The 25,427-nt window shown below is 58.9% G+C and carries 21 protein-coding genes; 15 read left to right on the top strand and 6 right to left on the bottom strand.

Features of this window, described 5'->3' with window-relative positions; genetic code table 11:
* Positions 1 to 315: 315 nt before the first annotated feature.
* Positions 316 to 1,365, bottom strand: coding sequence for an AI-2E family transporter (locus ELH03_RS24300; protein WP_130766795.1), 1,050 nt, complete (start codon positions 1,363 to 1,365; stop codon positions 316 to 318).
* 532 nt (positions 1,366 to 1,897) lie between these two features.
* On the opposite strand from ELH03_RS24300, the gene ELH03_RS24290 reads away from it, so the two are divergent.
* Positions 1,898 to 2,572 carry a L,D-transpeptidase gene (locus ELH03_RS24290; protein ID WP_130766794.1) on the top strand — a complete coding sequence of 225 codons (675 nt, stop codon included), beginning with the start codon at positions 1,898 to 1,900 and terminating at the stop codon, positions 2,570 to 2,572.
* A 14-nt stretch (positions 2,573 to 2,586) separates the two neighbouring features.
* Positions 2,587 to 3,123 carry an OmpA family protein gene (locus ELH03_RS24285; protein ID WP_130766793.1) on the top strand — a complete coding sequence of 179 codons (537 nt, stop codon included), beginning with the start codon at positions 2,587 to 2,589 and terminating at the stop codon, positions 3,121 to 3,123.
* Between the two features lie 93 nt (positions 3,124 to 3,216).
* Here ELH03_RS24285 and ELH03_RS24280 read toward each other — a convergent pair whose 3' ends face one another.
* A complete protein-coding gene (locus ELH03_RS24280) occupies positions 3,217 to 5,679 on the bottom strand; it encodes a glycoside hydrolase family 3 C-terminal domain-containing protein (protein ID WP_130766792.1) in 2,463 nt (820 codons plus the stop codon).
* A gap of 203 nt (positions 5,680 to 5,882) precedes the next feature.
* Between ELH03_RS24280 and ELH03_RS24275 the strand changes: the two genes are divergently transcribed.
* Entirely contained in the window at positions 5,883 to 6,521 is a 639-nt protein-coding gene (locus ELH03_RS24275) for a TetR/AcrR family transcriptional regulator (RefSeq protein WP_105008524.1), read from the top strand.
* A gap of 69 nt (positions 6,522 to 6,590) precedes the next feature.
* Here ELH03_RS24275 and ELH03_RS24270 read toward each other — a convergent pair whose 3' ends face one another.
* Entirely contained in the window at positions 6,591 to 9,617 is a 3,027-nt protein-coding gene (locus ELH03_RS24270; RefSeq protein ID WP_130766791.1) for an alpha-mannosidase, read from the bottom strand.
* Between the two features lie 272 nt (positions 9,618 to 9,889).
* Positions 9,890 to 10,909 carry a LacI family DNA-binding transcriptional regulator gene (locus ELH03_RS24265; protein WP_130766790.1) on the bottom strand — a complete coding sequence of 340 codons (1,020 nt, stop codon included), beginning with the start codon at positions 10,907 to 10,909 and terminating at the stop codon, positions 9,890 to 9,892.
* A 170-nt stretch (positions 10,910 to 11,079) separates the two neighbouring features.
* Here ELH03_RS24265 and ELH03_RS24260 point away from each other — a divergent pair, with 170 nt between their 5' ends.
* The 8 genes from ELH03_RS24260 (at position 11,080) to ELH03_RS38030 (ending at position 18,892) form a co-directional block, all read left to right on the top strand.
* Positions 11,080 to 12,339, top strand: a complete 1,260-nt coding sequence (locus ELH03_RS24260) for an ABC transporter substrate-binding protein (protein ID WP_130766789.1) — start codon at positions 11,080 to 11,082, stop codon at positions 12,337 to 12,339.
* A gap of 63 nt (positions 12,340 to 12,402) precedes the next feature.
* A complete protein-coding gene (locus ELH03_RS24255) occupies positions 12,403 to 13,284 on the top strand; it encodes a carbohydrate ABC transporter permease (protein WP_130766788.1) in 882 nt (293 codons plus the stop codon).
* Complete coding sequence (locus ELH03_RS24250) at positions 13,277 to 14,113, top strand: carbohydrate ABC transporter permease (protein ID WP_130766787.1); 837 nt, start codon at positions 13,277 to 13,279, stop codon at positions 14,111 to 14,113. The genes ELH03_RS24255 and ELH03_RS24250 overlap by 8 nt, the downstream gene beginning before the upstream one ends.
* A 13-nt stretch (positions 14,114 to 14,126) precedes the next feature.
* Complete coding sequence (locus ELH03_RS24245) at positions 14,127 to 15,269, top strand: ABC transporter ATP-binding protein (RefSeq protein ID WP_130766786.1); 1,143 nt, start codon at positions 14,127 to 14,129, stop codon at positions 15,267 to 15,269.
* A 139-nt stretch (positions 15,270 to 15,408) separates the two neighbouring features.
* Positions 15,409 to 16,782, top strand: a complete 1,374-nt coding sequence (locus tag ELH03_RS24240) for a NosD domain-containing protein (protein ID WP_130766785.1) — start codon at positions 15,409 to 15,411, stop codon at positions 16,780 to 16,782.
* 92 nt (positions 16,783 to 16,874) lie between these two features.
* A complete protein-coding gene (locus ELH03_RS24235; protein ID WP_130766957.1) occupies positions 16,875 to 18,563 on the top strand; it encodes a glycoside hydrolase family protein in 1,689 nt (562 codons plus the stop codon).
* A gap of 43 nt (positions 18,564 to 18,606) precedes the next feature.
* Positions 18,607 to 18,792, top strand: coding sequence for a hypothetical protein (locus ELH03_RS37525; RefSeq protein WP_165420529.1), 186 nt, complete (start codon positions 18,607 to 18,609; stop codon positions 18,790 to 18,792).
* Entirely contained in the window at positions 18,704 to 18,892 is a 189-nt protein-coding gene (locus ELH03_RS38030; protein WP_130766784.1) for a hypothetical protein, read from the top strand. The genes ELH03_RS37525 and ELH03_RS38030 overlap by 89 nt, the downstream gene beginning before the upstream one ends.
* A gap of 84 nt (positions 18,893 to 18,976) precedes the next feature.
* On the opposite strand, the gene ELH03_RS24225 is transcribed toward ELH03_RS38030, so the two are convergent.
* Entirely contained in the window at positions 18,977 to 19,495 is a 519-nt protein-coding gene (locus ELH03_RS24225) for a hypothetical protein (RefSeq protein ID WP_245504889.1), read from the bottom strand.
* A 148-nt stretch (positions 19,496 to 19,643) separates the two neighbouring features.
* Between ELH03_RS24225 and ELH03_RS24220 the strand changes: the two genes are divergently transcribed.
* Positions 19,644 to 20,783: an ROK family transcriptional regulator gene (locus tag ELH03_RS24220; RefSeq protein ID WP_130766783.1), complete on the top strand. Its 1,140-nt coding sequence runs from the start codon at positions 19,644 to 19,646 to the stop codon at positions 20,781 to 20,783.
* 8 nt (positions 20,784 to 20,791) lie between these two features.
* Here the strand turns inward: ELH03_RS24220 and ELH03_RS24215 are convergent, their stop codons facing one another.
* The gene (locus ELH03_RS24215) at positions 20,792 to 21,838 is read right to left on the bottom strand and encodes a Gfo/Idh/MocA family protein (protein ID WP_130766782.1); all 1,047 of its coding nucleotides are present in this window, start codon (positions 21,836 to 21,838) and stop codon (positions 20,792 to 20,794) included.
* A 371-nt stretch (positions 21,839 to 22,209) separates the two neighbouring features.
* On the opposite strand from ELH03_RS24215, the gene ELH03_RS24210 reads away from it, so the two are divergent.
* The 3 genes from ELH03_RS24210 to ELH03_RS24200 all read left to right on the top strand — a co-directional run bounded on the left by ELH03_RS24210 (position 22,210) and on the right by ELH03_RS24200 (position 25,424).
* On the top strand, positions 22,210 to 23,508 hold the full coding sequence (locus ELH03_RS24210; protein ID WP_128404222.1) for a type 2 periplasmic-binding domain-containing protein: 1,299 nt from the start codon (positions 22,210 to 22,212) through the stop codon (positions 23,506 to 23,508).
* 147 nt (positions 23,509 to 23,655) lie between these two features.
* Entirely contained in the window at positions 23,656 to 24,585 is a 930-nt protein-coding gene (locus ELH03_RS24205; protein ID WP_020047456.1) for a carbohydrate ABC transporter permease, read from the top strand.
* A complete protein-coding gene (locus ELH03_RS24200; protein ID WP_003562327.1) occupies positions 24,582 to 25,424 on the top strand; it encodes a carbohydrate ABC transporter permease in 843 nt (280 codons plus the stop codon). The genes ELH03_RS24205 and ELH03_RS24200 overlap by 4 nt, the downstream gene beginning before the upstream one ends.
* Positions 25,425 to 25,427 lie beyond the last annotated feature (3 nt).

Raw genomic sequence — 25,427 nt, 5'->3', positions numbered from 1 at the left:
GTGCGGTTAGCGGAACGTCAAACGTTGCGGTGAGAGTCGTTCCGAAAGGAGGCGGCTCCATTTATGCCCGCTCCTCCTGGTCACTCCTCGACCCATCTTCAACGGGGCTTATCAGGATCCGACCTGAGGGCCTGGACTTCTGCCGGCAGTCCGTGGCGCACTTTCCGCACCTTGCTCGGATCACTATAGTAACATGGGCCCCGAAAACCGACCTTACGGTTGGCGTCGATTGAACATGATGATGGTTCGAATCTATCAAACCAGCCAGGGAGACGAAAGTTCCGGAAGCCATCGTTAATTGCTCCGGCCGCATCGTCAGGAATCCGACGTGCCCTCCTCCTCCACGAATATCCCCCAAGCGGCGATGAAGAGAGCGGCTATCAGCGGTCCGATCACGAAACCATTGATGCCTAGTAGAGAAATGCCGCCAATGGTGGAAATGAGGACAACATAGTCGGGAAGCTTGGTCTCCCTGCCGACCAGGCGCGGCCGCAGAAGATTATCGACAAGACCGATGACGAGGGCGCCGACCGCAACCAGCACAATCGCCCTCACCCAAAAGCCGGCCAGGGCCAGGTAAATGGCCGTGGGCACCCAGATCAATGCAGCGCCGACCGCAGGCAGCAGCGACAGGAAGCTCATCAGTACGCCCCACAGAAGGGCTGGCTCGACGCCGAGGGCCCAAAAGGCGATCCCGCCGATCGAACCCTGGATGATGGCGATGATAATATTGCCTCGCACGGTCGCGTGAACGACCGAAGTGAATTTGGAGGTAAAGCGAAGGGTATGGGCATCGCTGAGAGGCAGCGCTCTTCTGATGGCGCGGGCAACGGCGCGCCCATCCCGGAACATGAAGAACAGGAGATAGAGCATCACGCCGAAGGTGACGAAGAACCGCAGGGTGTTCTGACCGAGGCTCAAGGCGCGTCCGGCAAAAAAACCGCCGCCCTGCATCAATGCCGAGGAAACGCGGTCCTGAAACGTATCGACGCCATTCAGCTCGATGCTCCGGAGCCAGTCGCGGAGGAACAAGGGCAATGCTTCCTGCAGATTATGAATAAAGCTCCGGACGTCGATCTCGCCGCTGTCCATACGTTGATAGAGATGGTTGCCCTGCTGGACGAGTGAACTGAGGACGATCAGCCCGGGAATGATCACGACGCAGAGACAGATCAACACAGAGAGCGCTGCAGCAAGGTTTCCCCGCCCACCCAGCCGAGCCTCCATACGGGCGTGAAGCGGGAAGAAGATGATAGTGAGGACGACTGCCCAGAATATCGCCGAATAGAACGGTAGCACGACGGCGACGAACGCAATGGTCACGAGGACCAGAAGCACATAGAAACTGACACGCTGAAGGAGCATTCGACCTTTCCGCTTCGAGACCGCGATGATGATAGCACAGATGCGGCGGCAGCGCTGGGCCTCCCCTCCACCCTAACGGCGCGATAACGCAGGCGCCGTCTCGCGTGATTTCACCGAACTGGCATATCGATTGGCTTTGCAGGAAGCATCCGGGGCCGATCGTCAGATTGCTGAAAGGTGTCGGGCATTTGCCCCATCATGTGGTCCCTGCCGTGGCGCGACGGATGCTTGGTGATCTTGTGGAGGCATCCGCACAAGAAACGGAACTCCCGCGTGTGAGGAGCATCGGCTCGCAGGCGGTTGCGGAAGCGCCATCTCGCAAAGAGTACATGCCGGTCTTCAGAGGAGATGAATCCCCGGCCCTTTAATTCGAAGCGCCGCGGCATTCCAGAGCAACGATGGGGCAATACCAGACACAGGAGGCCCGCGACCCGATCTCTGCCTTTAGGGTGGAGATGATTTTTCTATTGTGGCAAATGAAAAATCTGATTTACTGACGCTTCGCTGCTTGGCTTTAAGGGGGATATTGCCGATGCCGTGGACACGCAGAAATATTGTGCTTGGTGGATTGGCGTTACTTGGCGCCGGTGCAGTCCGGAAACCGGCATTCGCCGCCGCGTCTTCCTTTTTCGACGGCACCATCGTCGACAATGGCGTGACGTTCCGAAGAACCAACTTCGCCAAGATCGACAAGAAGTGGCACCGCCAGGTCGTCAAATATTTCAGCAGCGAGCCGATCGGCACCGTCGTCGTCGATTCGAGGCACCATTTCCTCTACGTGATCATGGAGAACAAGACGGCCATCCGCTACGGCGTCGGCGTCGGCCGCGAGGGCTTCAAATGGTTTGGCCGCGCGACGATCGACAGCAAATCGCTTTGGCCGCGCTGGACGCCGCCGCCTGAGATGCGCAAGCGCCATCCCGAACTGCCCGAATTCGTGGCGGGAGGCTCACCGAAAAATCCACTCGGTCCCCGCGCCATGTATCTGCATCGCGACGGCGTCGACACCGGCTATCGCTTCCACGGCACGCTGGAGCCGTGGAGCATCGGCAAGGATGCGTCGAGCGGCTGTATCCGCATGTTCAATGAAGACGCCATCGATCTTTACCAGCGTTGCCCGATCGGCACCGCGGTGCAGGTTCTGCCGCATATTGCCGATCAGGCTGAGAATGCCGCGCAGGTCAGCCAAACAAGTCCGGTCGAATGAGGAATATCACCCTGATGTCTGCTCCGACGGGATATGTGAGGCGCCTTGCCGCCGCAGCCATGCTCTTGGCACTCGCCGCCTGCAGCACCACCGATATCGCCTCCGTGGAAGAACCTGCTACGGCGCCGATGACCGGCCAGACCAACGATCCAGCGCCCGGTTTCGAGAACGTTGCGATGGGCAGCGAAGAGGATTTCATCCTCAATGTCGGCCGGCGGATCTACTTCAAGCAGGATTCCGCAACACTCGATTCCGTCGCCATGGCAACCCTGGACAACCAAGCCGCCTGGCTCAACAAGAACCCGTCCTGGCTGCTCAAGCTGCAGGGATTTGCCGACGATTCCGGCTCCGCATCCAAGATGGAGACGCTGTCGCAGAAGCGCGCCGATGCCGCGATGGCCTATCTCGCCTCGAAGGGCGTGGAGGCCAGGCGCATGTGGGCCAAGGGCTACGGCAACGACCGCGAAGTCCGCGACTGCACGGAGCGCTCTTGCAAGGTCCAGAACAGGCGCGTCGTCTCCAATCTGCGCGCTCAGCCCGACGCGGTCTGATCCAGCTCGAACCACTCAACGCTTGGCGCGGACGCGCCAAGCGCTATCGGCCGGGCTCAGCTCGAATACGACATGGATCTCGCTAGCCTGCGTTTAATACGAAGGTGGCAGTACATATTCGAGTGGTGACGGCAGATCGATGATGAACCTGATATCCGCGGCATTCGACGCCACAATCAGCTGGTAATCGCCGGGTTCGGCGCGGAAGGCCCCGGCCTCGATGTCGAAATAAGCGAGATCGCGCGGCAGGATCTTCATTTCGGCCGTCCCAGTCTCACCGGGCAGCAGCGAAAGCTTTGCGAAGGCGCGCAGTTCCTTGTCCGGCCGCTCCACCCTGGATTTTGGCGAACGCACATAGAGCTGGACCAGTTCCGATCCGGCCCGATCACCGATATTGGTCAGATCGATGCTGACAGTCAGGCCCTCGGTACCCATGTCGCTCGCCGACAGGCGCGGCTCACCCCAGGTGAAGCGCGTATATCCAAGGCCGAAACCGAAGGGGAAGAGCGGCTCGACAGCGCGTGTATCGTGGTGACGGTAGCCGACGAACACGCCTTCGGCATAGCGCACATGCCCATCCTTACCCGGATAGACGGCTGTATCGCCTGTCATGGCGGAATTGTCGGCAAGCGCTTTCGGGAAGGTCTGCGGCAGGCGTCCACCGGGCTCGACGTCGCCGAACAGGACATCGGCGACGGCATTGCCCAGCTCCTGCCCGGGATACCAGATCTGCAGCACGGCGCGAACCTTGCCAAGCCAGGGCATTTCCACCGGGCCGCCGGTCTGCAGCACGACCACGGTGTTGGCGTTGACGGCCGCAACCCGCTCGATCAGTTCCTCCTGCCGGCCCGGAAGCCGCATGTCGGGCAGGTCCAAGCCCTCGGTGTCCCATTCGCCGTCGCGGCCGACGAAGAGAAGCGCCACATCGGCATTCAGCGCCGTCTCGACGGCGTCCTCGATATCGGCCTCGCCCAAGGGCTTTTCGACGCCGAACCGAATGGCCGTGAGGTTGATCCCCTCCCCGTTCGCCACCGGCGGATCATACTCGACGGTGACGGCATGGGCTCGGCCCGCATCGAGCGCCACCGTGCCGCGCTGTTCGTCATTGGCCGTGCCGAAATAGTTTTCGCCGCGTGTCCAGCCGTCATGGCCGTCGACGGTGAGCCTGCCATCGACGAAGAGCCGGGCCAGTCCGGCATTGGTCATGCCGAAGACATGATCGCCGCTCTCCTCCGGCACGAATTGCATCGTCATCCGTGCCGAGAAATCGGTGGGGTCGAGCTCGGTCGACGGCAGCTCGAACCAGAAGAACTCACCCTTGTCGACGGTCTCGACATGAAGCGGATTGCCCCGGCAACCGCGCCCCTTGAAATATTCGACGGTGATCTTTCCCTTGGCCACCTCGATCAGACGGTTATGGCGGCAGCCGACGGCGTGGCTGACGCTGTTGGCATTGGAAAGGGCGGCTCGAATGCCTTCGAGTGGGCTGACCGTATAATGCGCCGCGATCTGCGCGCTGCCGCCGCCCATGACACGCGCGCTCGCGGCGTTGGGTCCGATGACGGCGATCCGGTCGAGCGATGCCTTGGCAAGCGGCAGCATGCCATCGTTCTTCAAAAGGACCGCGCCTTCCGCGCCGAGACGCCGGATCAGCGCTCGGTCCTCCGGCAGGTCGACCGCCTGCTCCGTGAGGTCGGGCCTCTTCTCGAACGCGCCGACCCGCTCGAGCAGCAGCAGGATCCGCCGCGCCGCCGCCCGCACCGTGGCGGCTTCGACGCTGCCCTCGCGCACGGCCGCAACCAGCTTCTCGCCGCGATCGCGCGCCGGGCCGGGCATTTCGAGATCGAGACCGGCATTGATCGTCTCGGCCGTCGAATGCGAACCGAACCAGTCGGACATGACGATCCCGTCGAATCCCCATTCCTCGCGCAGCACCTTGGTCAGCAGCCACTCATGCTCGCTGGTATAGGTGCCGTTGAGGCGGTTATAGGAGGACATGACGGCCATCACGCCAGCGCGCCGGACGGCCTGTTCGAAGGGCGGAAAGTAGATTTCGCGCAGCGTCCGCTCGTCGATATCGGAAGACATGGTCTGCCGCTCGATCTCGGATTCGTTGCCGGCGAAGTGCTTGATCGTCGCCGCGATCCCCTGGCTCTGCACGCCTTTGATATAGGCGACCGCGAGTTCCGCGGTCAGCATCGGATCCTCGGAATAACATTCGAAATTTCGCCCGTTGAGCCCGGAACGATGGATATTCACCGTGGGCGCGAGCAGTACGGCGGCACCCTTGCTCTTCGCTTGGCGGGCAAGCGCCACACCCATGCGCTCGACCAGGTCGGGATTCCATGTGGCGCCGAGCGCTATGGCAGTGGGAAAGCAGGTCGCCTTGACGCCGCCGACCAGCGAACCCGCGCCGCGGGCGCCATTCGGGCCGTCCGTCACCTTGATCTTCGGCACATCAAGACGCTCAACGGGAACCGTCGTCCAGAAGTCGGCGCCGGACAGCAGGGAGACCTGCTCCTCGAGCGTCATCTTGTCGAGAATGGAATCGATCATGCAAACCTCCCCTTCAATCGAATTTCGGGTGCCGCGAAGTATTGCCGGAGCGTGCGCGGTGCTAACTCCTCCGGCGGCAAACGCGAACTTCTCAGCGCGTAAGGCAGCTCTTAAACCTACCGATTACTCGGTATTTTTAAGATGTCAACTGGCGAAGCCTGATGTATGGATAAAGAGCGCCGGAGAAACCGGCGGGAGAGACGATGGCAGAGTTTTCCGAATCGATGACCGGACAGGACGAAAAGCGACGACGCAGATCCCGCAAGGGCGAAGCGCGCCGCGCGGAGATCCTGACGGCTGCGATGCGGCGCTTCGCCGAAGACGGCTACCAGAATGCCGCCATCGGCGATGTGGCCCGCGACGTCGGCCTGTCGCTGCCCGGCCTGCTGCACCATTTCCCGACCAAGGTCGATCTGCTGCTCGCCATTCTGGACAAGCGCGATCTCGAAAGCGAAAGCTTCATCGGGCCCTATCGTTCCGATCTCCGCGGCCTGCTCAAGGGCATGGTCGAGGTCTTCCGCCGCAACGCCGAAATGGTCGAGGTCATCAGGGCTTTCGCCATCCTGAATGCCGAGAGCCTCATGAAGGATCACCCGGCCAAGGCATGGTTTCTCGATCGCGCCACTCAGCTGCAGAATGACATCGCCGCGACCTTCGAAGAGGCCGTCGCCGATGACTCGATCGACGGCGAGATTGATGGCAGGGCGATGGCGGCCGAACTGATCGCCGTGATGGACGGCCTTCAGATGCTCTGGCTGCGCGATCCCGCCCGCTTCGATATGGTCGGCGGGTTGGAAGCCTATATCAGCCGCCTGCTGGTGAGCCTTGGTTTAGAGGGCTGAATTGAGTTGAGCGCCGCGGATCATTCCGCGGCACCGAAGTGAAAGAGAGCCGTCGGCCAAGACATAGCCTCAGGCTTTCTTCAGCTTCCAGGTCCGGATTTCGAACGGCATGATGTCGGCAGGTCCCTTCCGCTCCATCGGCTCTTCGAGAATGTTGAGCGGCTGGGATGCTGCCCATCCGGAAGGCAGGTCGAGGGAGAGCTTGCCGCGCCGGCCGGCCGGTTCATAGAGGCGCAGGATGAGACCATCGCCCTCTTCCGCCGGCTTCAGGCCTGAGAACGCGACAGGAATGCCGGTGACCGCAAGCGGCGCGAAAGTGCCGGCGGAGAGGCCACTGGCTTCGGCTGAGACGAGCGGTTGGTTGAGATCGATCGCCTCGTCGAGAACGCCGCCTTCATGCCAGGCGCCTTCATGCGGCATCAGCGCATAGGTGAAGCTCTGCTCACCTTCGTCGGCGAGCGGATCCGGATAGATCGGCCCGCGCACGAGGCTCATGCCGATCACATTGCCGCGGGCGCTATGGCCGTATTTGGCATTGTTGAGCAGCGCGACCCCGAAGTCCGGCTCACTGATATCGACGAAGCGGTGCGCGACGGCCTCGAACATCGCCTGCTCCCAGGACGTATTCGTGTGCGTTGCCCGCTCGACGATGCCGAAGGCGCATTCGAACGTCGCCTTGCGGGCCTGCGCAGCGACGGGGTTCAGGGTGCGTAGAAGCGTGCGGCGGTCATGCCAGTCGATCGTCGTTTCGATGTCGAGCCGCCTGGCGTTGGCGGTCAGCACATAAGTCTGCGTGACGCTCGAATTCCGGTAACGGTAAACGACGCGGATCGCCGCGCGGTGCGGCCCGTCTTCCACGAGTGCGATACTGTCAGGCGACTCGAGGCGGACGGCCTTTTCGGCATAATCCGCATCGATGTCCCAGGCGTCCCAGTTGCGCGGCTTGTCGGCCGGATAGACCCAGAGCTGGTTTGCCGAGCCGTCGACCGCTTCCCGGCCCGTGGCCTTGTGAAGGAGGCTCGAAACCGCCCCGTCCTTGCCGATGCCAACGACGAGGTGGTCGTTTTCGAGACGGTCGGGGCCTGCCTTCAGCCCGCCTGCGGGTTTGAGCGAGCCCTTGTCAAAGACCGCGACGGACAAGGGCGCGACGAGATCGGCGGCCGCGATGGCCGTGCCGTCGGAGAGTGTCGCGCTGAGCGGTCTGGCCGCAAGAGACGGATTGACGACGACGAGGGCATCGCCGACCCCGCCCTTCGGCAGCTTGGTCGACAGCGCTTGCAATCCCCCCGCCTGTTCGGCCTTGGCATGTTCGATGACGCCGTCCAGTTCCTGCTCTGCATCCTGATAGACTTCGCGGATGCTCGAGCCCGGCAGAATGTCGTGGAATTCGTTCTTCAGCACCACGCGCCAATCCGCTTCGAGGCTTCGGGGCCTGTCTGCTCCGAGCATATGCGCCAGCGAAGTGATGGTTTCGGCGGTGATCAGCGCCCGTTCGGCCTGGCGATGCTTGCGCTTGACGCCGCTTTGCGACGTCAGCGTGGCGCGGTGCAGCTCCAGATAGATTTCGCCATCCCACACCGGAAGGTTCTTTTCCCCAGCGGTGCGGTGCGCCTGCTCGTAATAGCTTTTGACGGTGCCCCAGCGTGCCTGCGGGATCGCCGGGAAATCGCGCAACTGCACCTCGCGCTCGACCATCTCGGGCGTGACGCCGCCGCCGCCGTCTCCATAACCGACAGCCAGCAGCGAAGTATCGTGCTGCGTCTTGCCGCGGAAATTCTTCCATGTCGGCACGTAGCAATCGGCTTGCACGAAGCCGTTATAACCCTGCATCGGATTGTCGAACGTATGGGTCAGCACCTGGCTGCCGTCGAGGCCCTTCCACCAGAAGAGATCGGAGGGGATATGGTTGGTCTCGCTCCAGTTGACCTTGATCGTAAAGAAACTGTCGATGCCGCCCTGTCTCAGGATTTGCGGCAGCGCGCCTGAAAAGCCGAAGCAGTCCGGCAGCCAGCAGACCGTATGGCGGGTACCGAAGGTCTTTTCGAAATAACGCTGGCCATAGAGAACCTGACGGGCGAGACTTTCGCCGGTCGGCATGTTCGTGTCGGGCTCCACCCACATGCCGCCGACGGTTTCCCACTTTCCGTCCGCGACCTTCTTCTTGATACGATCGAGAAGCTCAGGATCCTCCTCTTCCATCTGCGCGTAATAATGGGCGGTCGATTGATTGAAGCGGAAATCGTCGGAGCGCTCCATCAGCGACAGGGCTGTGTTGAAGGTGCGCCGCATTTTCCGCCGCGTCTCGCGATAGGGCCAAAGCCAGGCGAGATCGATATGCGCATGGCCCGTCAGCAGCAGTTCTCCATTCGGCGGGAAGCGCTTCTGCAGCTCCTTCAGCCGCGCCGTCAGAGCCTCGAAGGCCGTGGCTGCCGAAGCGCTTTGCTCGTTCGTGAGGCCTGCGGGATTAGCTTCAAGCTCCGGCAGTTCCCAGATCTTTTGCTGCATGACGGCGCCGGATGTGCGGGAGATATAAGCCGCCGTATCCGACGGCCAATCGAGACTGCGCAACGCGTGCTCGGCGGCATCCATCAGATGCGGCACGACTTCATGCTCGCCGAGCACCTCGATTGCCTCGGCAACCTGCTTCAACAGAAGATGCAGGCGGTGAGCTGGACCATCGAGCCAGATAAACCGGGCCCTGTTGAGCCGCGGAGCGCGATTGGGTTCGCCGAACGGAAAGCGGGCGACGGTTTCTGTCGCGATCGAGAAGCGGCGGCCCTTCACCGGGAATTCCTGATGATAGGGATCGAGACCGAATGTTTCCGTCTCACCATCGGGATAGCTGAGCGTAATCAGGCTCTCGCCACCGAGATCGAGCTGCAGGCGAATGTCTGCGAGAGGCCACGCCTCCGGCGCTTCAGCGGTCGCGGCAAAATGCACCACCCCCTGGCGGTGCGGCCAATCCTGGTGATGTCCGATCGGCTCGCCCTCGAAAGTCCAGCCGTCGATCGCAGCGCTTTGTCGATCTCGCCAATGAGCCAACTCGGCAATGCGAACTTTGAGACGATCGAGGCGCTGGGCAATGGTCAGAGGCATGGCTTATCCTGTTGAAAATCGACGGCTGACAATCTTGTCGTCATGCTTTTGGGGTCATGGTCATGGTTTTGGGGGAGATGAAGATGGCGCGACCGACATCGCGATTGCCCTGCCCCCTCCTCCAAGCAGGCTTGCAGAGTCTTAGATTAAGTAACTTTGATTTGGCGTCAAGCCCGGAAGAAGTGAACCCCTCCCGGTTTAACGGATATCACCGTTACGCCATGTTCTTGCGAAAGCTTGCTCGACTAGACGCTCTCGTGCATGAGGTCAGATTACAAGGAGGAGACCGAAAGTCGCTCCACCAAATTGCAGGACATAACTCGACTGCTCGGGCAAACTTCGTTTCCCGCCACCACGCTATTCAACAATTCCGCCCCTTGCAGGCCGAGCTCATAATATGGCAAAGCGGCGGTGGTCAGCTCCGGCCTCAGCGCCAGGGAAACCGTCCGGAAATCGTCAAAGCCGACAATACTGACATCCTCGGGAATCCGAAGACCCAATGCCATGGCCGCGATGTAGATTTGGATCGCCATTTCGTCGTTGCCGCTCATGATTGCGGTCGGTCGATCCTTTTGTTGAAGCATCTCGGTGGCGGCAGCAAAAACGTAATTCTTCTCTGCTCCTACCGGTCCTTCCATGCCTAGACGGATACTTAGGTCGCTCTCCGCAAGGCCAAAGTCTCCGGTGGTTTTGCGGAAAGCATCGAGGCGCAGTTCCGCGCCAAGCAAAATGGGATTGAGCCGGATATAGCCGATCTTTCGATGACCCCGCTCAAGTAGATAGCGGGTAAGATCTCGCGCACCCTGATAGTCATCGGGCTCGATCGACGGCAACAGCTCGCTCGTGCGAGGTCGACAGTTGATCATGGCTGTGGGGATGCCGACGTCGCCGGTTTCGGGGTCAACGATGCGATGGTACATAGTAACGTAGAGAACACCGTCAATGCGGTGCGATTGGAACATTTTCCAAATTTTAATTTCCTGCTCGGATGCACCGCCCGTGTTTGCCATCAGGATGGTCTTGCCGTTAGCATTGGCCCAATCTTGGATCCCGCGAACGATATCCACTGAATAAGGCGTCGTCGACACGTAGTCAGCGATGATGCCAAATGTGTTAGAGCGACTTGAGCGTATTTGGCGCGCGGCCATATTCGGCACATATCCGAGGTCTCGAATTGCCCTTTCGACCCTCTCCCTGGTTTCCTCGGTCACATATGGTTCGCCGTTAATGACCCGAGACACAGTTTTGTTCGAAACTCCGGCCACTTTCGCGACGCTGACTATGCTCACCATGTATGCCAATCTCCTTGCCCGGATTTGTTTTAAACCAGACGCATGACAACGTCGACATATTTTTCTGACAACGTCGTCATTTCATATTGACAACGTCGTCATACGGGGACTACCTTCGCAGCAAGAAGGAGGGCTCAGTGCAAGTGCAGCGAGCCAACAGGGAGGAATCAATGAAGAAATTGCTTGGTGCCAGCGCACTCGCGCTTGTTTTCATAGCCGCCACTGCCAATGCCGAAACCATCAATATCTTGGTCGAAGGCGGCGGCGAAATGTTGCAGAAGGCGGTCGCCGAGAAGTTTACTGCCGAAACAGGCATCAAGGTGAACTTCACGACCGTTCCCTATCAGGGCGTCTTTGACAAGTTCTCAGCCGAAATCGCCTCAGGCTCTTCCGCGTTCGATGTCGTGACGATCGACGTCGTGTGGAATGCGAAATTCGCGAGCCACGTCGAGGATCTTTCGGCTCTTTTCACCGATGCGGTTCGCGCGGATCTGCCGCCTTCCTTGCTTGCCGACGCGAAGGTCGGTGACAAACTGATCGGCATGCCTGCCTGGGCCAATGCCGAGATCGTGTTCTATCGCAAGGACCTGTTTGATAAGGCTGAGGAAAAGGAGGCTTTTCAGGCCAAGTATGGCTATCCTCTCGCGCCGCCAAAAACCTGGCAGCAGTGGCGCGACATTGCGAAATTCTTCACGCGTGACACTGACGGCGATGGAAAGACAGACTTCTGGGGCACCGACACCATCGGCACGTTTTCAGAGGAATGGATGGCGCATGTGCTGCAGGCGGGTTCGCCAGGGGTGATCCTCGATAAGGACGGGCAGGTCATTATCGACAATGAGGCGCACAAGAAGGCACTTGAATTCTACATCGCGCCACACTGCATTGATCATTCCGTTCCCGAAAATGTGAACGAGATCGGCTGGGGCGAGGCGCAGAACCTGTTCTACCAGGGCAAAACAGCCATGATGAAGTTCTGGGCGCACGCCTACAAGATGACGCCCCCGGATTCAAAGGTCAGCGGCAAGGTCGGCGTGGTGCCGATGCTGGCCGGCGAGGCCGGGATCGCAGCTGTTCCCGGCCCTTGGTATAACGTCGTTCCCTCGACATCCGAGCACAAGGATGCGGCGAAAAAATTCATCTCGTTTGCTATCGCCAATAATGCCCTGGGTATCGAAGCTCCCCTCGGCCTTGCCGCGACGAATTCCGCCTATCGGAGCTATTCAGGCAAGGCCGGCTATGAGCACTTCCCCCCACTTCTTGAGACGCTGAGCGCGCCTGCCACCCAGGGCCGACCGATCAATGAAAAATATCAGGAAATAGTCGATGAAGCGGTGCTGCCGGCTGTCCAGCAGGCACTCACCTGCAAGGCGGATATCGGGGAGGTCCTGACGGAAGCCAAGGAAACGATCGAGGACATTCTCAACTAGCCTCGTACATTCCTCCACATCGTGGGGCAAAATATGCCCCACCCTTAGCTTTCGGAGACGGACATGTCGGGTGAAGACCGATTTGTACTTTGCATGCTCGCGCCTGCAGTCGCCATCCTCGGCGTGCTGGTCGCTTACCCGGTGGGGCTCCTGGTATTCGATTCCTTTTTCAAGGTCGATACGATCACGCCCCATATTCGCGAATGGGTCGGCCTGCAGAACTATGTCGATGCCTTGACGTCGAAACGTGTCATGGAAAGCGCTCTGCGGACCGTTCAGTATTCGCTCTTCGCGCTGTTCTTCGAATTCACCTTCGGTTTTGGTGCCGCGCTGCTTTTTTCGGCGCTTGCCGGTCAATCGCGGTGGCATCGCACGATTTTCGCTCTGCCGTTGATGGTTCCGCCCATCGTAGCGGGTCTACTTTGGCGATTTCTGCTCGTCGGCAATATCGGCATCCTGAACTACGGGCTCGTCCGATTGGGTCTGATTAGCGATCCGGAAGCGATCGCATGGTTGTCCAGCGAAGATATCGTCATCTATTCTGTTTCCTTTGCCGACATCTGGCTGACGACTTCCTTTGTCGCCCTTGTGTCCTATGCCGGGCTGACGAACATCCCGAAAGACCTGCTGGAGGCAGCGCGGATGGACGGGGCGAATGCGCTCAAGCGCTTTTGGCATGTCACCCTTCCCCTCATGCGGCCGGTGATCGCCGTCGTGGTGATCGTGCGGGGCGTGGATGCTGCAAAGACATTCGACCTGATCTGGATACAGACGCAGGGTGGTCCCAGTCACGCTTCTGAAGTCTTCTCGATGAACATCTACCAGCGCATGGTTCGGTTCGGCGATCTCGGCGAGGCTTCCGCGTCCGGAACATTGTTTCTCATCGTCATGATGCTTTTGGCGGCAGTCGCCTATTGGAAGATATGGAGGCCGGTCCATGCGTAGAGCTCCCCGCCTCAATGTCAGCGGAATCCTGATCAACGCGGCAGCCCTCGTGTTGGTGCTCTCCTACGCGCTGCCTTACATCTATCTCCTCATGACCTCCATCAAGCCGGCGGCTGATGTGCAGCAGATCCCGCCAAGCTTCTTCCCCGCCGTTGTCTCGCTCGAGAATTTCCGCGAAGTGCTGCAATCCTCCACTTTGCCGAGAGCCTTCGTCAATTCCCTTACCGTCGCTGTGCTGACGACGGCTCTCTCGCTTTCGGTGGCCGTGCCTGCTGCTTACGTTGCCACGCAGTACCGGCGCCGGATCACCACCATTTTCCTGCTCTTCGCCCTGGTGACGCGCATGGTGCCGTCAGTGGCGCTCGGAGTGCCGCTGTTCCAGCTTTTGAAATCTGTGGGTCTGCTCGATACCATTCCAGGCCTGGTGCTCGCTCACACGTCGGCTGCGGTGCCACTGGCACTGCTTCTCATGTCCGCGTTCTTCGAGGGCATACCGAAGGAACTCGAAGAGGCGGCGCGCATGGATGGCTGCACACGATTCCAGGCGTTTCGAAAGATCGTGCTTCCGGTCATGACAGGGGGGATAGCGGTCACCGCGCTCTTTACCTTCATTACAAGCTGGAATGAGTTCCTCTACGCGCTGCTGTTGACGTCCGAGGCGACCAAAACGGCGCCGATCGTCATCGCCGAATACAATTCGGTCTACGGGCTCGCCTGGGGGGCGATGACCGCCGCAGCCGTCCTCTACTCGCTGCCGGTCATCATCGTAACGCTCGCACTGCAAAAACAGATCGTCGGCGGCCTGACTTTCGGCGCTGTAAAGGGATGAGGGAGGCAAAGGCATGGCCGGCATAGAATTGCACAATATCAACAAGGTCTACGGAAACAGCTTTCACGCTCTGCACAATCTGAGCTTCGACATCAGGGATGGCGAGTTCATGGTGTTCGTCGGCCCGTCCGGCTGCGGAAAGTCGACGGCGCTCAGGATGATCGCTGGCCTGGAGAGCATTACGAGCGGTGAACTCAAAATCGGTGACAGGTTAGTCAACGATGTCGATCCCAAGGATCGTGACATCGCTATGGTCTTTCAGTCCTATGCGCTCTACCCGCACAAGACCGTGCGGGAGAACATTGCCTTCCCCTTGCTGATGGCAGGCCTGCCGAAGACCGAGATTGCCGGCCGCGTAGACGAAGCAGCCCGCATCCTCGAACTGACGACTTTGCTCGACCGCAGGCCGGCACTCCTTTCAGGAGGCCAGCGTCAGCGTGTCGCCATGGGACGGGCGATCGTCCGCAAACCAGCGGCCTTCCTGATGGATGAACCGCTGTCGAACCTCGATGCCAAGCTGCGCGTGCAGATGCGCGCCGAGATCGCCAGCCTCCAGAGAAAACTGAATGTCACGACGATTTACGTGACCCACGACCAGGTCGAGGCGATGACGATGGGTGACCGCGTCGCTGTCATGAAAGGCGGTGTGCTGCAGCAAGTCGACACACCGCAAAACCTGTACAATCGCCCTGACAATGTCTTTGTCGCCGCCTTTATCGGATCGCCCTCGATGAATTTGTACGAGGCCGTTCTGAATGGGAGGACGCTGACCCTGGGCAGCAACAGCTTGGAAATCCCCGACCGGGTTTTCGAAGGCCGCCCCTCGCTCAACGGTGCGTCCAACCGTCAGCTCATTGTCGGTATCCGGCCCGAGCATATGAACGACGCCGCAATCCGGCCCTCTTCGGCCGAGATTTCGGCGCCGGTCACTCTTGTCGAGGCGTTAGGTTCTGAATCCATGGTGCATCTGAATATCGACGCAACCCGGGTGGATGCCGGCGACCCGGACGCCGTCGCCGACATCGGCAACGAAAAGGCTGCTGTAGCCCGTTTTTCTCCGAAGAGCACAGTCCGCGCAGGTGACATCGCGCGCATCGCTGTCGATGCCGACGAACTCCATTTCTTTGAACCCGACAGTCGCTCCAGCATCTGGTGATGGTGCGCAGGATCCTGCTCCAACTCGAACAAGAGAGCCGGTTGAACGCATTTCCCAGGCGGCTTGGGCACGACAAGCCAATCAAGAACATCGGCCTACTCTCGCTGTGGAGTAGGAAATGGCCGCGGAGACATGAACTATGGCAAGTGACAACTTTTACGACGTAACACAATATCCCTTAGGCAACCCCCAGGAGGACATTGGATCGGTCATCAATAGCATCATTGCGGATATTAAAAGCAGGCAAGCGGTTCCCGATCAGAATGAGGGCGGAAAGCCCGGAGCAGTGATCTATATACCGCCAGGCGATTATCGTCTTGCCACCCAAGTCGTTATAGACCTGAGCTATCTGAAGATTGTCGGCTCGGGACATGGATTTACGTCTTCGAGCATCCGTTTCAATACACCTGCAAACGAACTGGCACAGTGGCGTGAAGTGTGGCCGGGCGGAAGTCGCATACGTGTGGACATGTCTCCGGACGCCGCCGACGGTGAGGCTGCCGGAGCCGCGTTCTACGTCAAGCGCACCGGCAATCCTCGCATAAGCTCTGTGGAATTTGCCGATTTTTGCATCGATGGCCTGCACTTCATGGACGACGGTTCGGGGCAGAATGATGCGGAAAATACCTACAGGAATGGCAAAACGGGAATCTATGTGGGCAGCGCCAATGACTCATTCCGAATAACGGGTATGGGCCTTATCTATCTGGAACATGGAGTGACTGTTCATGATGCGGATGCGCTGGCGATAGACAATAATTTCATTGCAGAGTGCGGCAACTGTATCGAATTGAAAGGTATGGGGCAGGCCTCGAGGATAGCGAATAATTTTGTCGGAGCCGGATATAGAGGACATTCCGTCTACGCTGAAAATTACGGCGGCATCCTGGTCTCTTCAAACAACGTCTTCCCGCGAGGCGCGAGCAGCGTCTATTTTTCCGGCGTGGTGCGTTCCTCGATCACAGGAAACAGATTCCATTCCTTCTATCCCGGAATGCTGGTTTTTGCTGCGAATTGTTGCGAAAACCTGGTGTCCTCAAATCACTTCCTGCGAGATCGCGAGCCGTGGGCGCCCATGCAGAAGTACGATAACGGCCTGGATGACTTGTTTGGACTCTTGCACATTGATGGCAACAACAATTCGGTCATCGCCAACCACATTTCAGAAACGATCGATACTCAATATATCAAGCCTCCCGCCGCAAAGCCTGTGATCATCAATGTCGTTTCCGGAAGCGGCAACTACATCGCCAATAATCACATCGTGGCCACAACCGAAATGTCGCAAATCAACGACGCACCAAACAGCGCCTGTTTTTCAACGCAAGTGGGCGCATTGCTTTCAACTGACAATTTGAAGGCGCTCGAGGTAACGGCAGTACTGGTGCAACGGGGTTCGGTGCGGAATACAGTTCTGGATTCAGGCCGTGCCGAACAGGTCGAGATGGACAGAACAGTGAATGCTTTCAGGGGCACTCCAGTTCCCGGGCAATCGTCGGCAGAGTTTCACTAGACCGAGCAGAGCTAGGCCGTCGGTCGAAAATCCAGTGACTATTCGGAGTTGTGTTCATGGCGAACCAAATGGATCGGGAAGATGACCCGTTGATGAAGCAAAACCTGTTCCTACCCTCGGGGTACCACTTGGAATTTTGGGGCGCGGGCGGCGGCTTTTTTCGTATCGACATTGACGGGAAAACGGTTTGGCAGGTTCGGTCATTTGCCATCCATCCGGAGTTTTTCAAATATCACCACAGGGAAGCTTGCGAGGTCACCATTGTCACCAATGCGCCGGACGCTGTTCTGTGGGCCTATGGGTATCAGCCTCAAACCGTGAACGAGACCGGTATAACAGTGTTTGAATTCTCGGAAAAAGGGATCCTTCAACGCACCGGCGCGGAAATTGAAGCTTGGCTTCGGTCCGATCCGGATCGTCCTGCACTTCATTTCTCGCCAATCCGGCATTGGATGAACGATCCCGTAGGTCTCTGCAAGATCGACGAGCTATGGCACCTTTTTTATCAATTCCATCCCGGCGGCAGTGATTGGGGACCGATGCACTGGGGACATGCGACCAGCCGCGATCTGGTCAATTGGCTTCACATGCCGGTATTTCTGCATCCCGAACAGAACCTGTGGCGTCTCGACGCCACAGGAGGCGCATTCTCCGGCAATGCCTTTCGGGATCGAAATGGAAGTTTGATGTTCTTTTACACCGAGCGCCTGCCCGCCTATGACCTTTTCAAGGGCTATCGGGAAATTCAGAAAATAGCGCGCCCAGATCGGCGGATGATCGAGGCGGAAGGCATTGTGACGGTGTTGGAGCAGCGTCCCGATGGGGTCGAACACGATTTCCGCGATCCAAAGGTTTGGTGGGACGACGCAGCCAACGCCTATCGCATGATACTCGGCGCATCGATCGAAGGCGATCCCGCGGTGTTGTTGTTCGGCTCCGGCGACGGCCTCGATTGGCAATATCTCAGGCCGCTCTACCGTGCGCCGGTTAATTTCCGCCAAGAAGGCGCGCGTGCGGTGGAATGCCCGGATTTCTTTCGGCTGGAGGAAAAGTGGGTTCTGGTGATGGGTTTTGTTGGCCATGTTGAGCCACGAACACGGCGCCACAATCTCCTTTATGCGCTGGTCGGCGAGTTTATCGACGACTGCTTCATACCCGACATGCCGGAACTGCAATTGCTGGATTTCGGCACCGATTATTATGCGATGCAGAGTTTCGAAGCGGGAGGGCGCCAGATCGCCTTTGCCTGGCTTTTCAATTGGGAATATCGCAAGCCCGAGGGCTCAGCCTATTCCGGGGAGATGTCTCTACCACGTGTTCTAAGTTTGAGTGAAGACAGGAAGAGGCTGCGCATGCTGCCGACGATCGAAGTCGACGATCAGTTTGCCGCTGACCCTGTCGTCGAGGACCAAAGCGGTAAATTCTCGCTACCGATGGCTCCCATTGAAATCTGCCTTTCCGGAGTCTTGGAAGGCAGCAAGGTCGTTGCGACGCAGGGCGGCGAACTTGCCTTCGAGGTGGGCGTCGCTGGCGGTATTCTCTCGATCCGGCTCGCCCAGGACGACGGCTCGATCCATTACGTGGCGGAGCTTGCCGACGGAAAGGACCTTCGTCTGTTTCATGATTGCGGAATCGTCGAGATTTTCGCCGATGGCGGAACTGTTTGTGGAACCCGTCGCGGCTACGCGAATATCAACCCCGATTACCTGGAAATCTCATCGTCCGCTTCAACTCGGGTGCTGGAAAGGGATGAGAAACGCTGCTGTGCTGCCGCGAGGTGAGCTATTGAATGAAACGCTTGGACCTTCACGGAATAACGAGATCTTGATCGACAACAACAGTTATCGAAACCCCCGTCGGCCCTATTTGACCGAGAATTGCACTGATATCGCAGATTTCACGCAGCGCTGGGGAGGGTGGGATGCTTCAAGTCCGCAAATTGTTGACAGCCGCGACAGCCGTCATCGTGGTTGCCGTATCGTCGTCATCCTGCACGACGACCTCGAATGACTCGATGCAAACCGGCTCGGTTGGATATAGCAGCGTCGACTATGGGCTCAGACCTGCCTGCCGCGACGGCTTCGGCAACGATCGTCCTTGCAGCTATTAGAGGCAATGGCTGCTCGACGAGCGACATCAGCGGATGAGCCGTCGGAAGCAAATATTCATTCCGCTTCAGCTTTGTCGTGAGCGTTCAAAGTAGCGATTTACGATGTCCTTGACTTCGCTTGAACTGAACCCCGGAACCGTGCGGTATCGCGACGGTCCTTTCAAGAGGCTGCCGCTTGCGCAACTGTTCAAGTATCTCCGGATCAGCATCTTTGCGCACAGTCAGGTAGATAAATCCCGCCTGCTCGGCCTGAGGGATATCAACGCGTTCGATCATTGACCAAGGGATGAGCTTCGGCAGCTTTTGACCAGCGATACCGTAGGGCCCGATCACCATTGTGGGCTTCCGGAAGTCTACCTGCCGAGCCTTTACCGCAACATAAACGATGACGACGAGGAACAGGATCGCGAACAGGCCCTCTCCGACACCGCTCGTAGGTCTGCTCATTTCGATCTGCCCAAGGGCGATAAGTGAGAGGTAGACGAAAAGGAGCGCCATGACGCCAAGGAACATGAAGAGGTATCTAATGCTCCCTCGCAATACTAGAATTGGCTGGGTGGCGTTTGGGTCGCGGTCGGCGGCGGGAGAATGTTCATCAGTCATGCGTTGAATTCAACTCTCCACGCAAGTAATTCCGAGCACACCTTAACTGGTAGAGCCGCGGCCCTTCGTTACAAGCATCTACTGGAAAATCGTTACGAACACCTGCAAGCGTGATACACAATCGAGATGGTGCTCTAGGAAGACAGTCATGCGGTATCTTCGGTCAGGGCCGCGTCGGCTTCACACTCAGGAGATGGGCGCCCCACGCGCCAAAACAGTCGGTCTGCGGTCCGGTGAAATCGCCGATCGAAATATTCGCGTCATCCTGGAAGCGATCCGCCGACATGGCCCGCTGACGCGGATGGAGCTTGGCCGGCATTGCGGCCTGACCGGCCCCGGCATTACCAATATTCTCCGCCGACTGGCCGAGGAAAAGCTTGTCACCTCCAACCGCCGCAATGGCCTTGGCGGAGGGGCCACCGCTACCGAGTTTGCCTTGCGCCCAGAAGGTGCTTTCTCGATCGGCGTCAAGCTTCGCCAAAGGCGTGGCGAGGCCGTGCTCATCGATCTGAGTGGCCAGGTCCATGACCGGGTCTATATCGAGCTGGACCCTGCTGACAAAGTCGGCCTGGTGCATGCGGCCGTCAGGGATATGGTCGATCGCCACCCCGCATTGCCGATCATCGGGCTCGGCATCGCCGCCAACGACTGGACCGAGGATCAAAGCGATCAGATCGCTGCGATGTCGACGATTGCGCGTCCCTATGTCGAGAATGAGTGTACGGCGAGCCTTCTCGCCGAGCGCACGATCGGCAGCTCCGGCAGGGAAGGCGGACTTGCGATGATCATCATCGACGACGACGTTCAGGCAGGCTTTCTCATTCGCGGTATTCCCTATTCCGGCGTCCACGGCCGGGCAGGCAGCATCGGCGAAATGCTGACCGGTCCCGACAATGTCCAGCTCAATACCGTCGTCGGTTTCGAATCCCTGCGATCACGGATTGGCGATCAGGCGTTCACTAGCCTGCTGAAGGGCGAGGAAATCTCCTCGCCGTTGCTGTCGCAATGGATACGGGAAGCCGCAGGCCATCTGCTCGACCCGATCATCGCCATGGCCGGTTTTCTCGCGCCGAGCGTCGTCATGATCGGGAGCGATCTGTCGCAGAGCGTGATCGAAGCGCTGATCCATCAGCTTTCCATCGAGCGGCGCGACACTTCCACGAGACCGTTGCTGACGCCCTGGATTTCGCCGATGAAACCCGCGAGCTTCAGCGGTGGCGGTGTTGCGCTTGGTGCAGCACTCCTGCCCTTCCTCAACACTTTGCTGCTGCCGCCAGCTTCCGCCTGATGGCCGGGTCAGCCGAGCGCTTCATCGGCGCGGCTGAGATCGGAGGCCAGCGCCTTGTCCAGGACTTTCTGGATATTGGCCGCCCGCCGGAACGAGGGTTCCTGGGTCCTGCCCGCCCGCACGGCCTGGACGAAACGCTGGTAGTTGGTCTCGACCGGATCGAAGGGGACGTCACGCCAGGTCGCGGTGTGCACGTCTTCTCCAAGGCAGGCGCGAAGTGTCGATTTTCCGGTATCGTAGATCATCTCGATCGAGCCGGTTTCGCCATAGACCCTGAGGCGCAGCTGATCCATCTGTCCGGCCGCCGTGCGCGTCGCCTGGATCGTCCCGATCGCCCCGCCGGTGAAATCGACATTCATCGTAAAGCTGTCATTCGCATCGAGATCATATTCGCCGATCTTGTGGCCCGGCGCCTTGTCGAAGGTCTTCAGCCGCGCGAAGACATGAGCAACGTCGAGGCCGGAGCCGTAGGACGCGAAATCAACGATGTGGATGCCGATATCGCCGAGCGCGCCGTTGGATCCATGCTTCTTGCTCAGTCGCCACAGCCATTTGCTTTCGCTCTTCCAGTCGCCCCAGTGACGACCGACCAGCCAGCTTTGCAGATGCGACGCCTCGACATGGCGCACTTGCCCGATTTCGCCGGCGAGAACCATCTGCCGGCCTTTCTGGAGAGCGGGCGAATTGCGATAGGTGAAATTGACCATGCCGACCTTGCCCGATCGCTCGATGGCCTCGGTCATCTCCATGGCCTTGATCGCATCGGTGGCGAGCGGTTTTTCGCAGAAGACGTGCTTGTCGGCGGCGATCGCCTGTAGCGTCGTCGGGTGGTGAATGCGGTCCGGCGTGACATTTGCGACAGCGTCGAATTCGCCCCAGGCGAGAGCTTCCTCAAGGGTCGTGAAACGGTTAGCGATGCCATGTTCAGTGCAAAAGGCCGCGAGCCGTTCCGGCACGACATCGACGCCGCCGACGACGCTGACGCCTTCGATCGCCTTGAAGTTGGCGGCATGCTGGTTGGCCATGCCGCCGGTACCGAGAATGAGTAAACGCATCTTATCCTCCATAGAATTAACTTCCCTGCCGCAGTTCGGCCGGGGCAAACCGCACTCACGCCATCGCAGCCATCCGCGATTGCCTCGTGCTCTTCTTCAGGAAAATTGCGGTCGACGCGCCGCGTGTCCCACAGGACGCTCCATCACTCTCACGGCGCAGATCCTTTTCCGAAAATCGATCTCGATTTTCCGGAACTGTGCACTAGCTGCTGTTGATTGTCGCCAGCATCTCAACCTCCCAGGTTCTGGCCTCCCAAGCTGTGGCTTGACATCAAATCAAAGTAACTTAATCTAATTAATGCAGCACGGAAATGAGGAGAGGTCAACTGACCGCCAGGCTGTATCCGTTCAAAATGGGGAGGAGACCCATCATGAAGAGCGCCACCATCAGCGCATTTGCGCTGAGCACCATGTTATTTTCAGCATCTACGTCATTTGCCCAGGAACTTGCCACGAAGGACAGGATCGGCCTTGCCGATGCGCCAAAATCCCTCGTCGTCCGTTTGACGAACGACAGTCCCAACAATTCGGATCCGGCGATCGCCGAGGGCTATCAGAAGCTCTTCGTCGATTTCATCAAGAAGCACCCGGACTGGAAATTGCAGATGCAATTCATGTCCTCGGACATCGGCACGGAACAGGCCAAGATGCTGGAGCAGGCCAAGGCCGGCAACGCGCCTGATTGCGCCGCTGTCGACTCCTTCGTGCTTTCGCAATTCATGGTCAATCACGTGCTTGCGGACTTCACGCCGTATTTTTCGAAGGAGGAAGTGGATGACCTGTTCCCCTTCATCCGCAGCGGCATCACGGATAAGGACCAGACGGTCCGCGCCTGGTGGTGGGATACGGACCTTCGTGTGCTCTACCGCAACAAGTCGATCGTTGCGGACGCCCCGCAGACATGGGACGACCTGAAAAAGGCCGCACTCGCCTCCACCAAGGAAGGCATGGAAGGCGTTCTCTTCAATGGCGGGCGCTGGGAAGGGACGACCTTCGACTGGCTCGCGAATTATTGGGCGCTGGGCGGCAAGCTCGTCGACGACTCGGGCAAGCCAGTATTCGGCGAAGGCGAGAACAAGGAGAAATTCCTGAAGGCGCTGAATTATTTCAAGGATCTCGTCGATTCCGGCGCCGCGCCCAAGCGCGTCAGCACGATCGCGAATTACGACGATATGAACGCTGCGGCCGCAGCGGCGACGACGGCTCTCTTCATCGGCGGCAATTGGCAATATGCGCAGCTGAAGGCCACGCTCGACGAGGACGAGTTCAACAACTGGACCTTCTCGCCGATCCCCGGCCCCAGCGCCGATCAGCGTTCGACCGGCACCGGCGGCTGGACGATCGCCTCCTTCAGCAAGGACAAGGACAAGGTCGAGATGTGCGCCAACCTCGCCCGCGAGGTCTACATGGGGCCGGCAAACGCGCTGCAGCAGCAGTTGCCGACCAGGAAATCGCTGTTCGACAAATATGAGGTCTTTTCCACCGAAGCCAACAAGACCTTCGCCAAGGCTCTGGTCGACGGACAGGCACGCCCGGGTGTGCCGATCTATCCTGAAATCTCCAACCAGATCCAGATCATGATGGGCGACGTGCTTTCGGGGACCAAAAAGCCGGAAGACGCTTTGAATGCTGCCTTCAACGCGGCGCTGGAGGCTTACAAGCGTCTCTAGTGCTTCTGAGCGTGACGGCGCCTGCTCCCAGGCGCCGTCGACCTACAGTGCCGCGCGTCTCTTCAGACGCGCAAAGGACGCTGTAAGACTTTGAATCTGCGCATCGTGCTTTCCGATGCGCTAGCGAAACCCCGGACAGAGAAGCTAATGAGCCCCATTGCCATCGAGGCCGACAGCCCGCCTCAAAGCAGAACGTTCATGCGCCGTTTTGCCGGTGCGCCCCTGCCCTGGATCATGCCTGTGATCGTCGTCATCGGCATCTTCTATCTTTATCCTGTCATCGACGTTTTCAGGCTTTCATTCACCAATGCCACGCTGATCGGCGACAACCAGGATTATACGCTAGGGTCGATCACCAATGCGTTGAGCTCGCCGCAGCTGCCCGACATTTTATGGGCGACCCTCATCTTTGTCGGCGGCAGCGTCATCGGTCAGCAGATCTTAGGTCTTGCGGTGGCTGTTGTGGTCATCCGCGGCGAAAAGCGCGGCCTGTTCGGCACCACCATCCTCAGAACGACGGCGCTGGTTGCCTGGGTCGTCCCCGGAATTGCCGGCGGCATCATCTGGCAGATGCTCTTTTCCGAAGCGCCTTATGGCGCGCTGAACAGCATTCTCAGGCTGATGCACATGCCGACGGTCGCGTGGCTCTCGGACCCTGCTATTGCGCCGTGGTCCACCCTCATCTCCAACATATGGCGCGGCACCGCATTTTCGATGGTCGTCATGTATGCGGCGCTGAAGTCGATCGATCCCTCGCTCTATGAAGCGGCCGAGGTCGACGGCGCGACGGCATCGCAGCAGTTTTTCTTCGTCACGCTTCCGCAACTGCGCGCGGCGATCCTGGTCAATATGATCCTCATTACGATCCAGACGGTGAATACCTTCGATGCGATCATCACGCTGACGGGCGGCGGTCCGGGGCGTGCGACCGAAGTCATCTCACTCTACGTCTTCAATATCGTCTTTAGAAACTACGACCTGTCCGGCGGCAGCGTGCTCTCCGTGCTCATGCTGATCATCAGCCTCGGGCTTGCCTTCATCTACGCGTCGTTCCTGCCGAAGGAGGAAGAGCAATGAGCGGACGGACCGGAACGCGGCTCGGCGATGCGATGAGCTATCTGTTCATGCTGATAATGTTCGTGTTCTTCGCCGGCCCCCTCACCTATCTCCTGTCGATGGCAATGCGTGACAAGCGCGAGATCTATCGCGGCGCGGCGCGATATATTCCAAACAATCCCACCATTGATAACTTCATCACCGTTTTGAACAACAGCTACTTTCCGATCTATCTCTGGAACGGTCTCAAGCTTGCCGCCCTCAGCGGACTGGGCGTCCTGATCGTCGCACTGCCCGCGGCTTACGCCTTTTCCCGATTTCAGTTCCGGGGCAAGGGCCTGTCGATGATGGGGCTGCTTCTCTTCCAGATGATCTCGCCGCTCGTCATCATGGTGCCGCTCTATCGCTACATGAACCGTCTCGGCCTGCTGGATACGCATTTTGCCGTCGTTATGGTCTACATCGCGCTGGGCGTTCCGCTGGCGACCTGGCTGTTGAAGAGCACGGTCGACGGCATCCCGCGCAGCCTCGACGAAGCGGCCATGATCGACGGCTGCAACAGGTTTTCCGTCTTCTGGCGCATCGTTCTGCCATTATCGGCGCCGGGCATAGCCTCGGTCTTCATCATCACGGTGATTGCAGGTTGGTCGCAATTTTTGGTGCCTTTTCTGTTGCTCACGAAAAATGATCTGATGCCGATCGGCGTCGGGATCTTTAACTTCCGCGGCATGCAAACCGACTCGTCCATCCAGCTGCTTGCCGCCGCCTGCCTGATCGCGGTCGTTCCGGCGATCGTCGCCTTCCTGTCGCTCCAGCGACTGATCCTCGGTGCGATGACCAGCGGCGCGGTCAAGGGATGAGCG

Origin of the sequence: Rhizobium beringeri (assembly GCF_004306515.1) — a bacterium.
Lineage (GTDB): Bacteria > Pseudomonadota > Alphaproteobacteria > Rhizobiales > Rhizobiaceae > Rhizobium > Rhizobium beringeri.
The sequence above is the reverse complement of the archived record's forward strand: the minus strand, read 5'-3'. Positions and strand labels throughout refer to the sequence as shown.

What these genes read in the sequence shown, in the direction of transcription:
- ELH03_RS24300 (WP_130766795.1), bottom strand. Translation starts at nt 1,365, where the DNA reads ATGCTCCTTCAGCGTGTCAGTTTCTATGTGCTTCTGGTCCTCGTGACC.
- ELH03_RS24290 (WP_130766794.1), top strand. Translation starts at nt 1,898, where the DNA reads ATGCCGTGGACACGCAGAAATATTGTGCTTGGTGGATTGGCGTTACTT.
- ELH03_RS24285 (WP_130766793.1), top strand. Translation starts at nt 2,587, where the DNA reads ATGTCTGCTCCGACGGGATATGTGAGGCGCCTTGCCGCCGCAGCCATG.
- ELH03_RS24280 (WP_130766792.1), bottom strand. Translation starts at nt 5,679, where the DNA reads ATGATCGATTCCATTCTCGACAAGATGACGCTCGAGGAGCAGGTCTCC.
- ELH03_RS24275 (WP_105008524.1), top strand. Translation starts at nt 5,883, where the DNA reads ATGGCAGAGTTTTCCGAATCGATGACCGGACAGGACGAAAAGCGACGA.
- ELH03_RS24270 (WP_130766791.1), bottom strand. Translation starts at nt 9,617, where the DNA reads ATGCCTCTGACCATTGCCCAGCGCCTCGATCGTCTCAAAGTTCGCATT.
- ELH03_RS24265 (WP_130766790.1), bottom strand. Translation starts at nt 10,909, where the DNA reads ATGGTGAGCATAGTCAGCGTCGCGAAAGTGGCCGGAGTTTCGAACAAA.
- ELH03_RS24260 (WP_130766789.1), top strand. Translation starts at nt 11,080, where the DNA reads ATGAAGAAATTGCTTGGTGCCAGCGCACTCGCGCTTGTTTTCATAGCC.
- ELH03_RS24255 (WP_130766788.1), top strand. Translation starts at nt 12,403, where the DNA reads ATGTCGGGTGAAGACCGATTTGTACTTTGCATGCTCGCGCCTGCAGTC.
- ELH03_RS24250 (WP_130766787.1), top strand. Translation starts at nt 13,277, where the DNA reads ATGCGTAGAGCTCCCCGCCTCAATGTCAGCGGAATCCTGATCAACGCG.
- ELH03_RS24245 (WP_130766786.1), top strand. Translation starts at nt 14,127, where the DNA reads ATGGCCGGCATAGAATTGCACAATATCAACAAGGTCTACGGAAACAGC.
- ELH03_RS24240 (WP_130766785.1), top strand. Translation starts at nt 15,409, where the DNA reads ATGGCAAGTGACAACTTTTACGACGTAACACAATATCCCTTAGGCAAC.
- ELH03_RS24235 (WP_130766957.1), top strand. Translation starts at nt 16,875, where the DNA reads ATGAAGCAAAACCTGTTCCTACCCTCGGGGTACCACTTGGAATTTTGG.
- ELH03_RS38030 (WP_130766784.1), top strand. Translation starts at nt 18,704, where the DNA reads ATGCTTCAAGTCCGCAAATTGTTGACAGCCGCGACAGCCGTCATCGTG.
- ELH03_RS24225 (WP_245504889.1), bottom strand. Translation starts at nt 19,495, where the DNA reads ATGACTGATGAACATTCTCCCGCCGCCGACCGCGACCCAAACGCCACC.
- ELH03_RS24220 (WP_130766783.1), top strand. Translation starts at nt 19,644, where the DNA reads ATGCGGTATCTTCGGTCAGGGCCGCGTCGGCTTCACACTCAGGAGATG.
- ELH03_RS24215 (WP_130766782.1), bottom strand. Translation starts at nt 21,838, where the DNA reads ATGCGTTTACTCATTCTCGGTACCGGCGGCATGGCCAACCAGCATGCC.
- ELH03_RS24210 (WP_128404222.1), top strand. Translation starts at nt 22,210, where the DNA reads ATGAAGAGCGCCACCATCAGCGCATTTGCGCTGAGCACCATGTTATTT.
- ELH03_RS24205 (WP_020047456.1), top strand. Translation starts at nt 23,656, where the DNA reads ATGAGCCCCATTGCCATCGAGGCCGACAGCCCGCCTCAAAGCAGAACG.
- ELH03_RS24200 (WP_003562327.1), top strand. Translation starts at nt 24,582, where the DNA reads ATGAGCGGACGGACCGGAACGCGGCTCGGCGATGCGATGAGCTATCTG.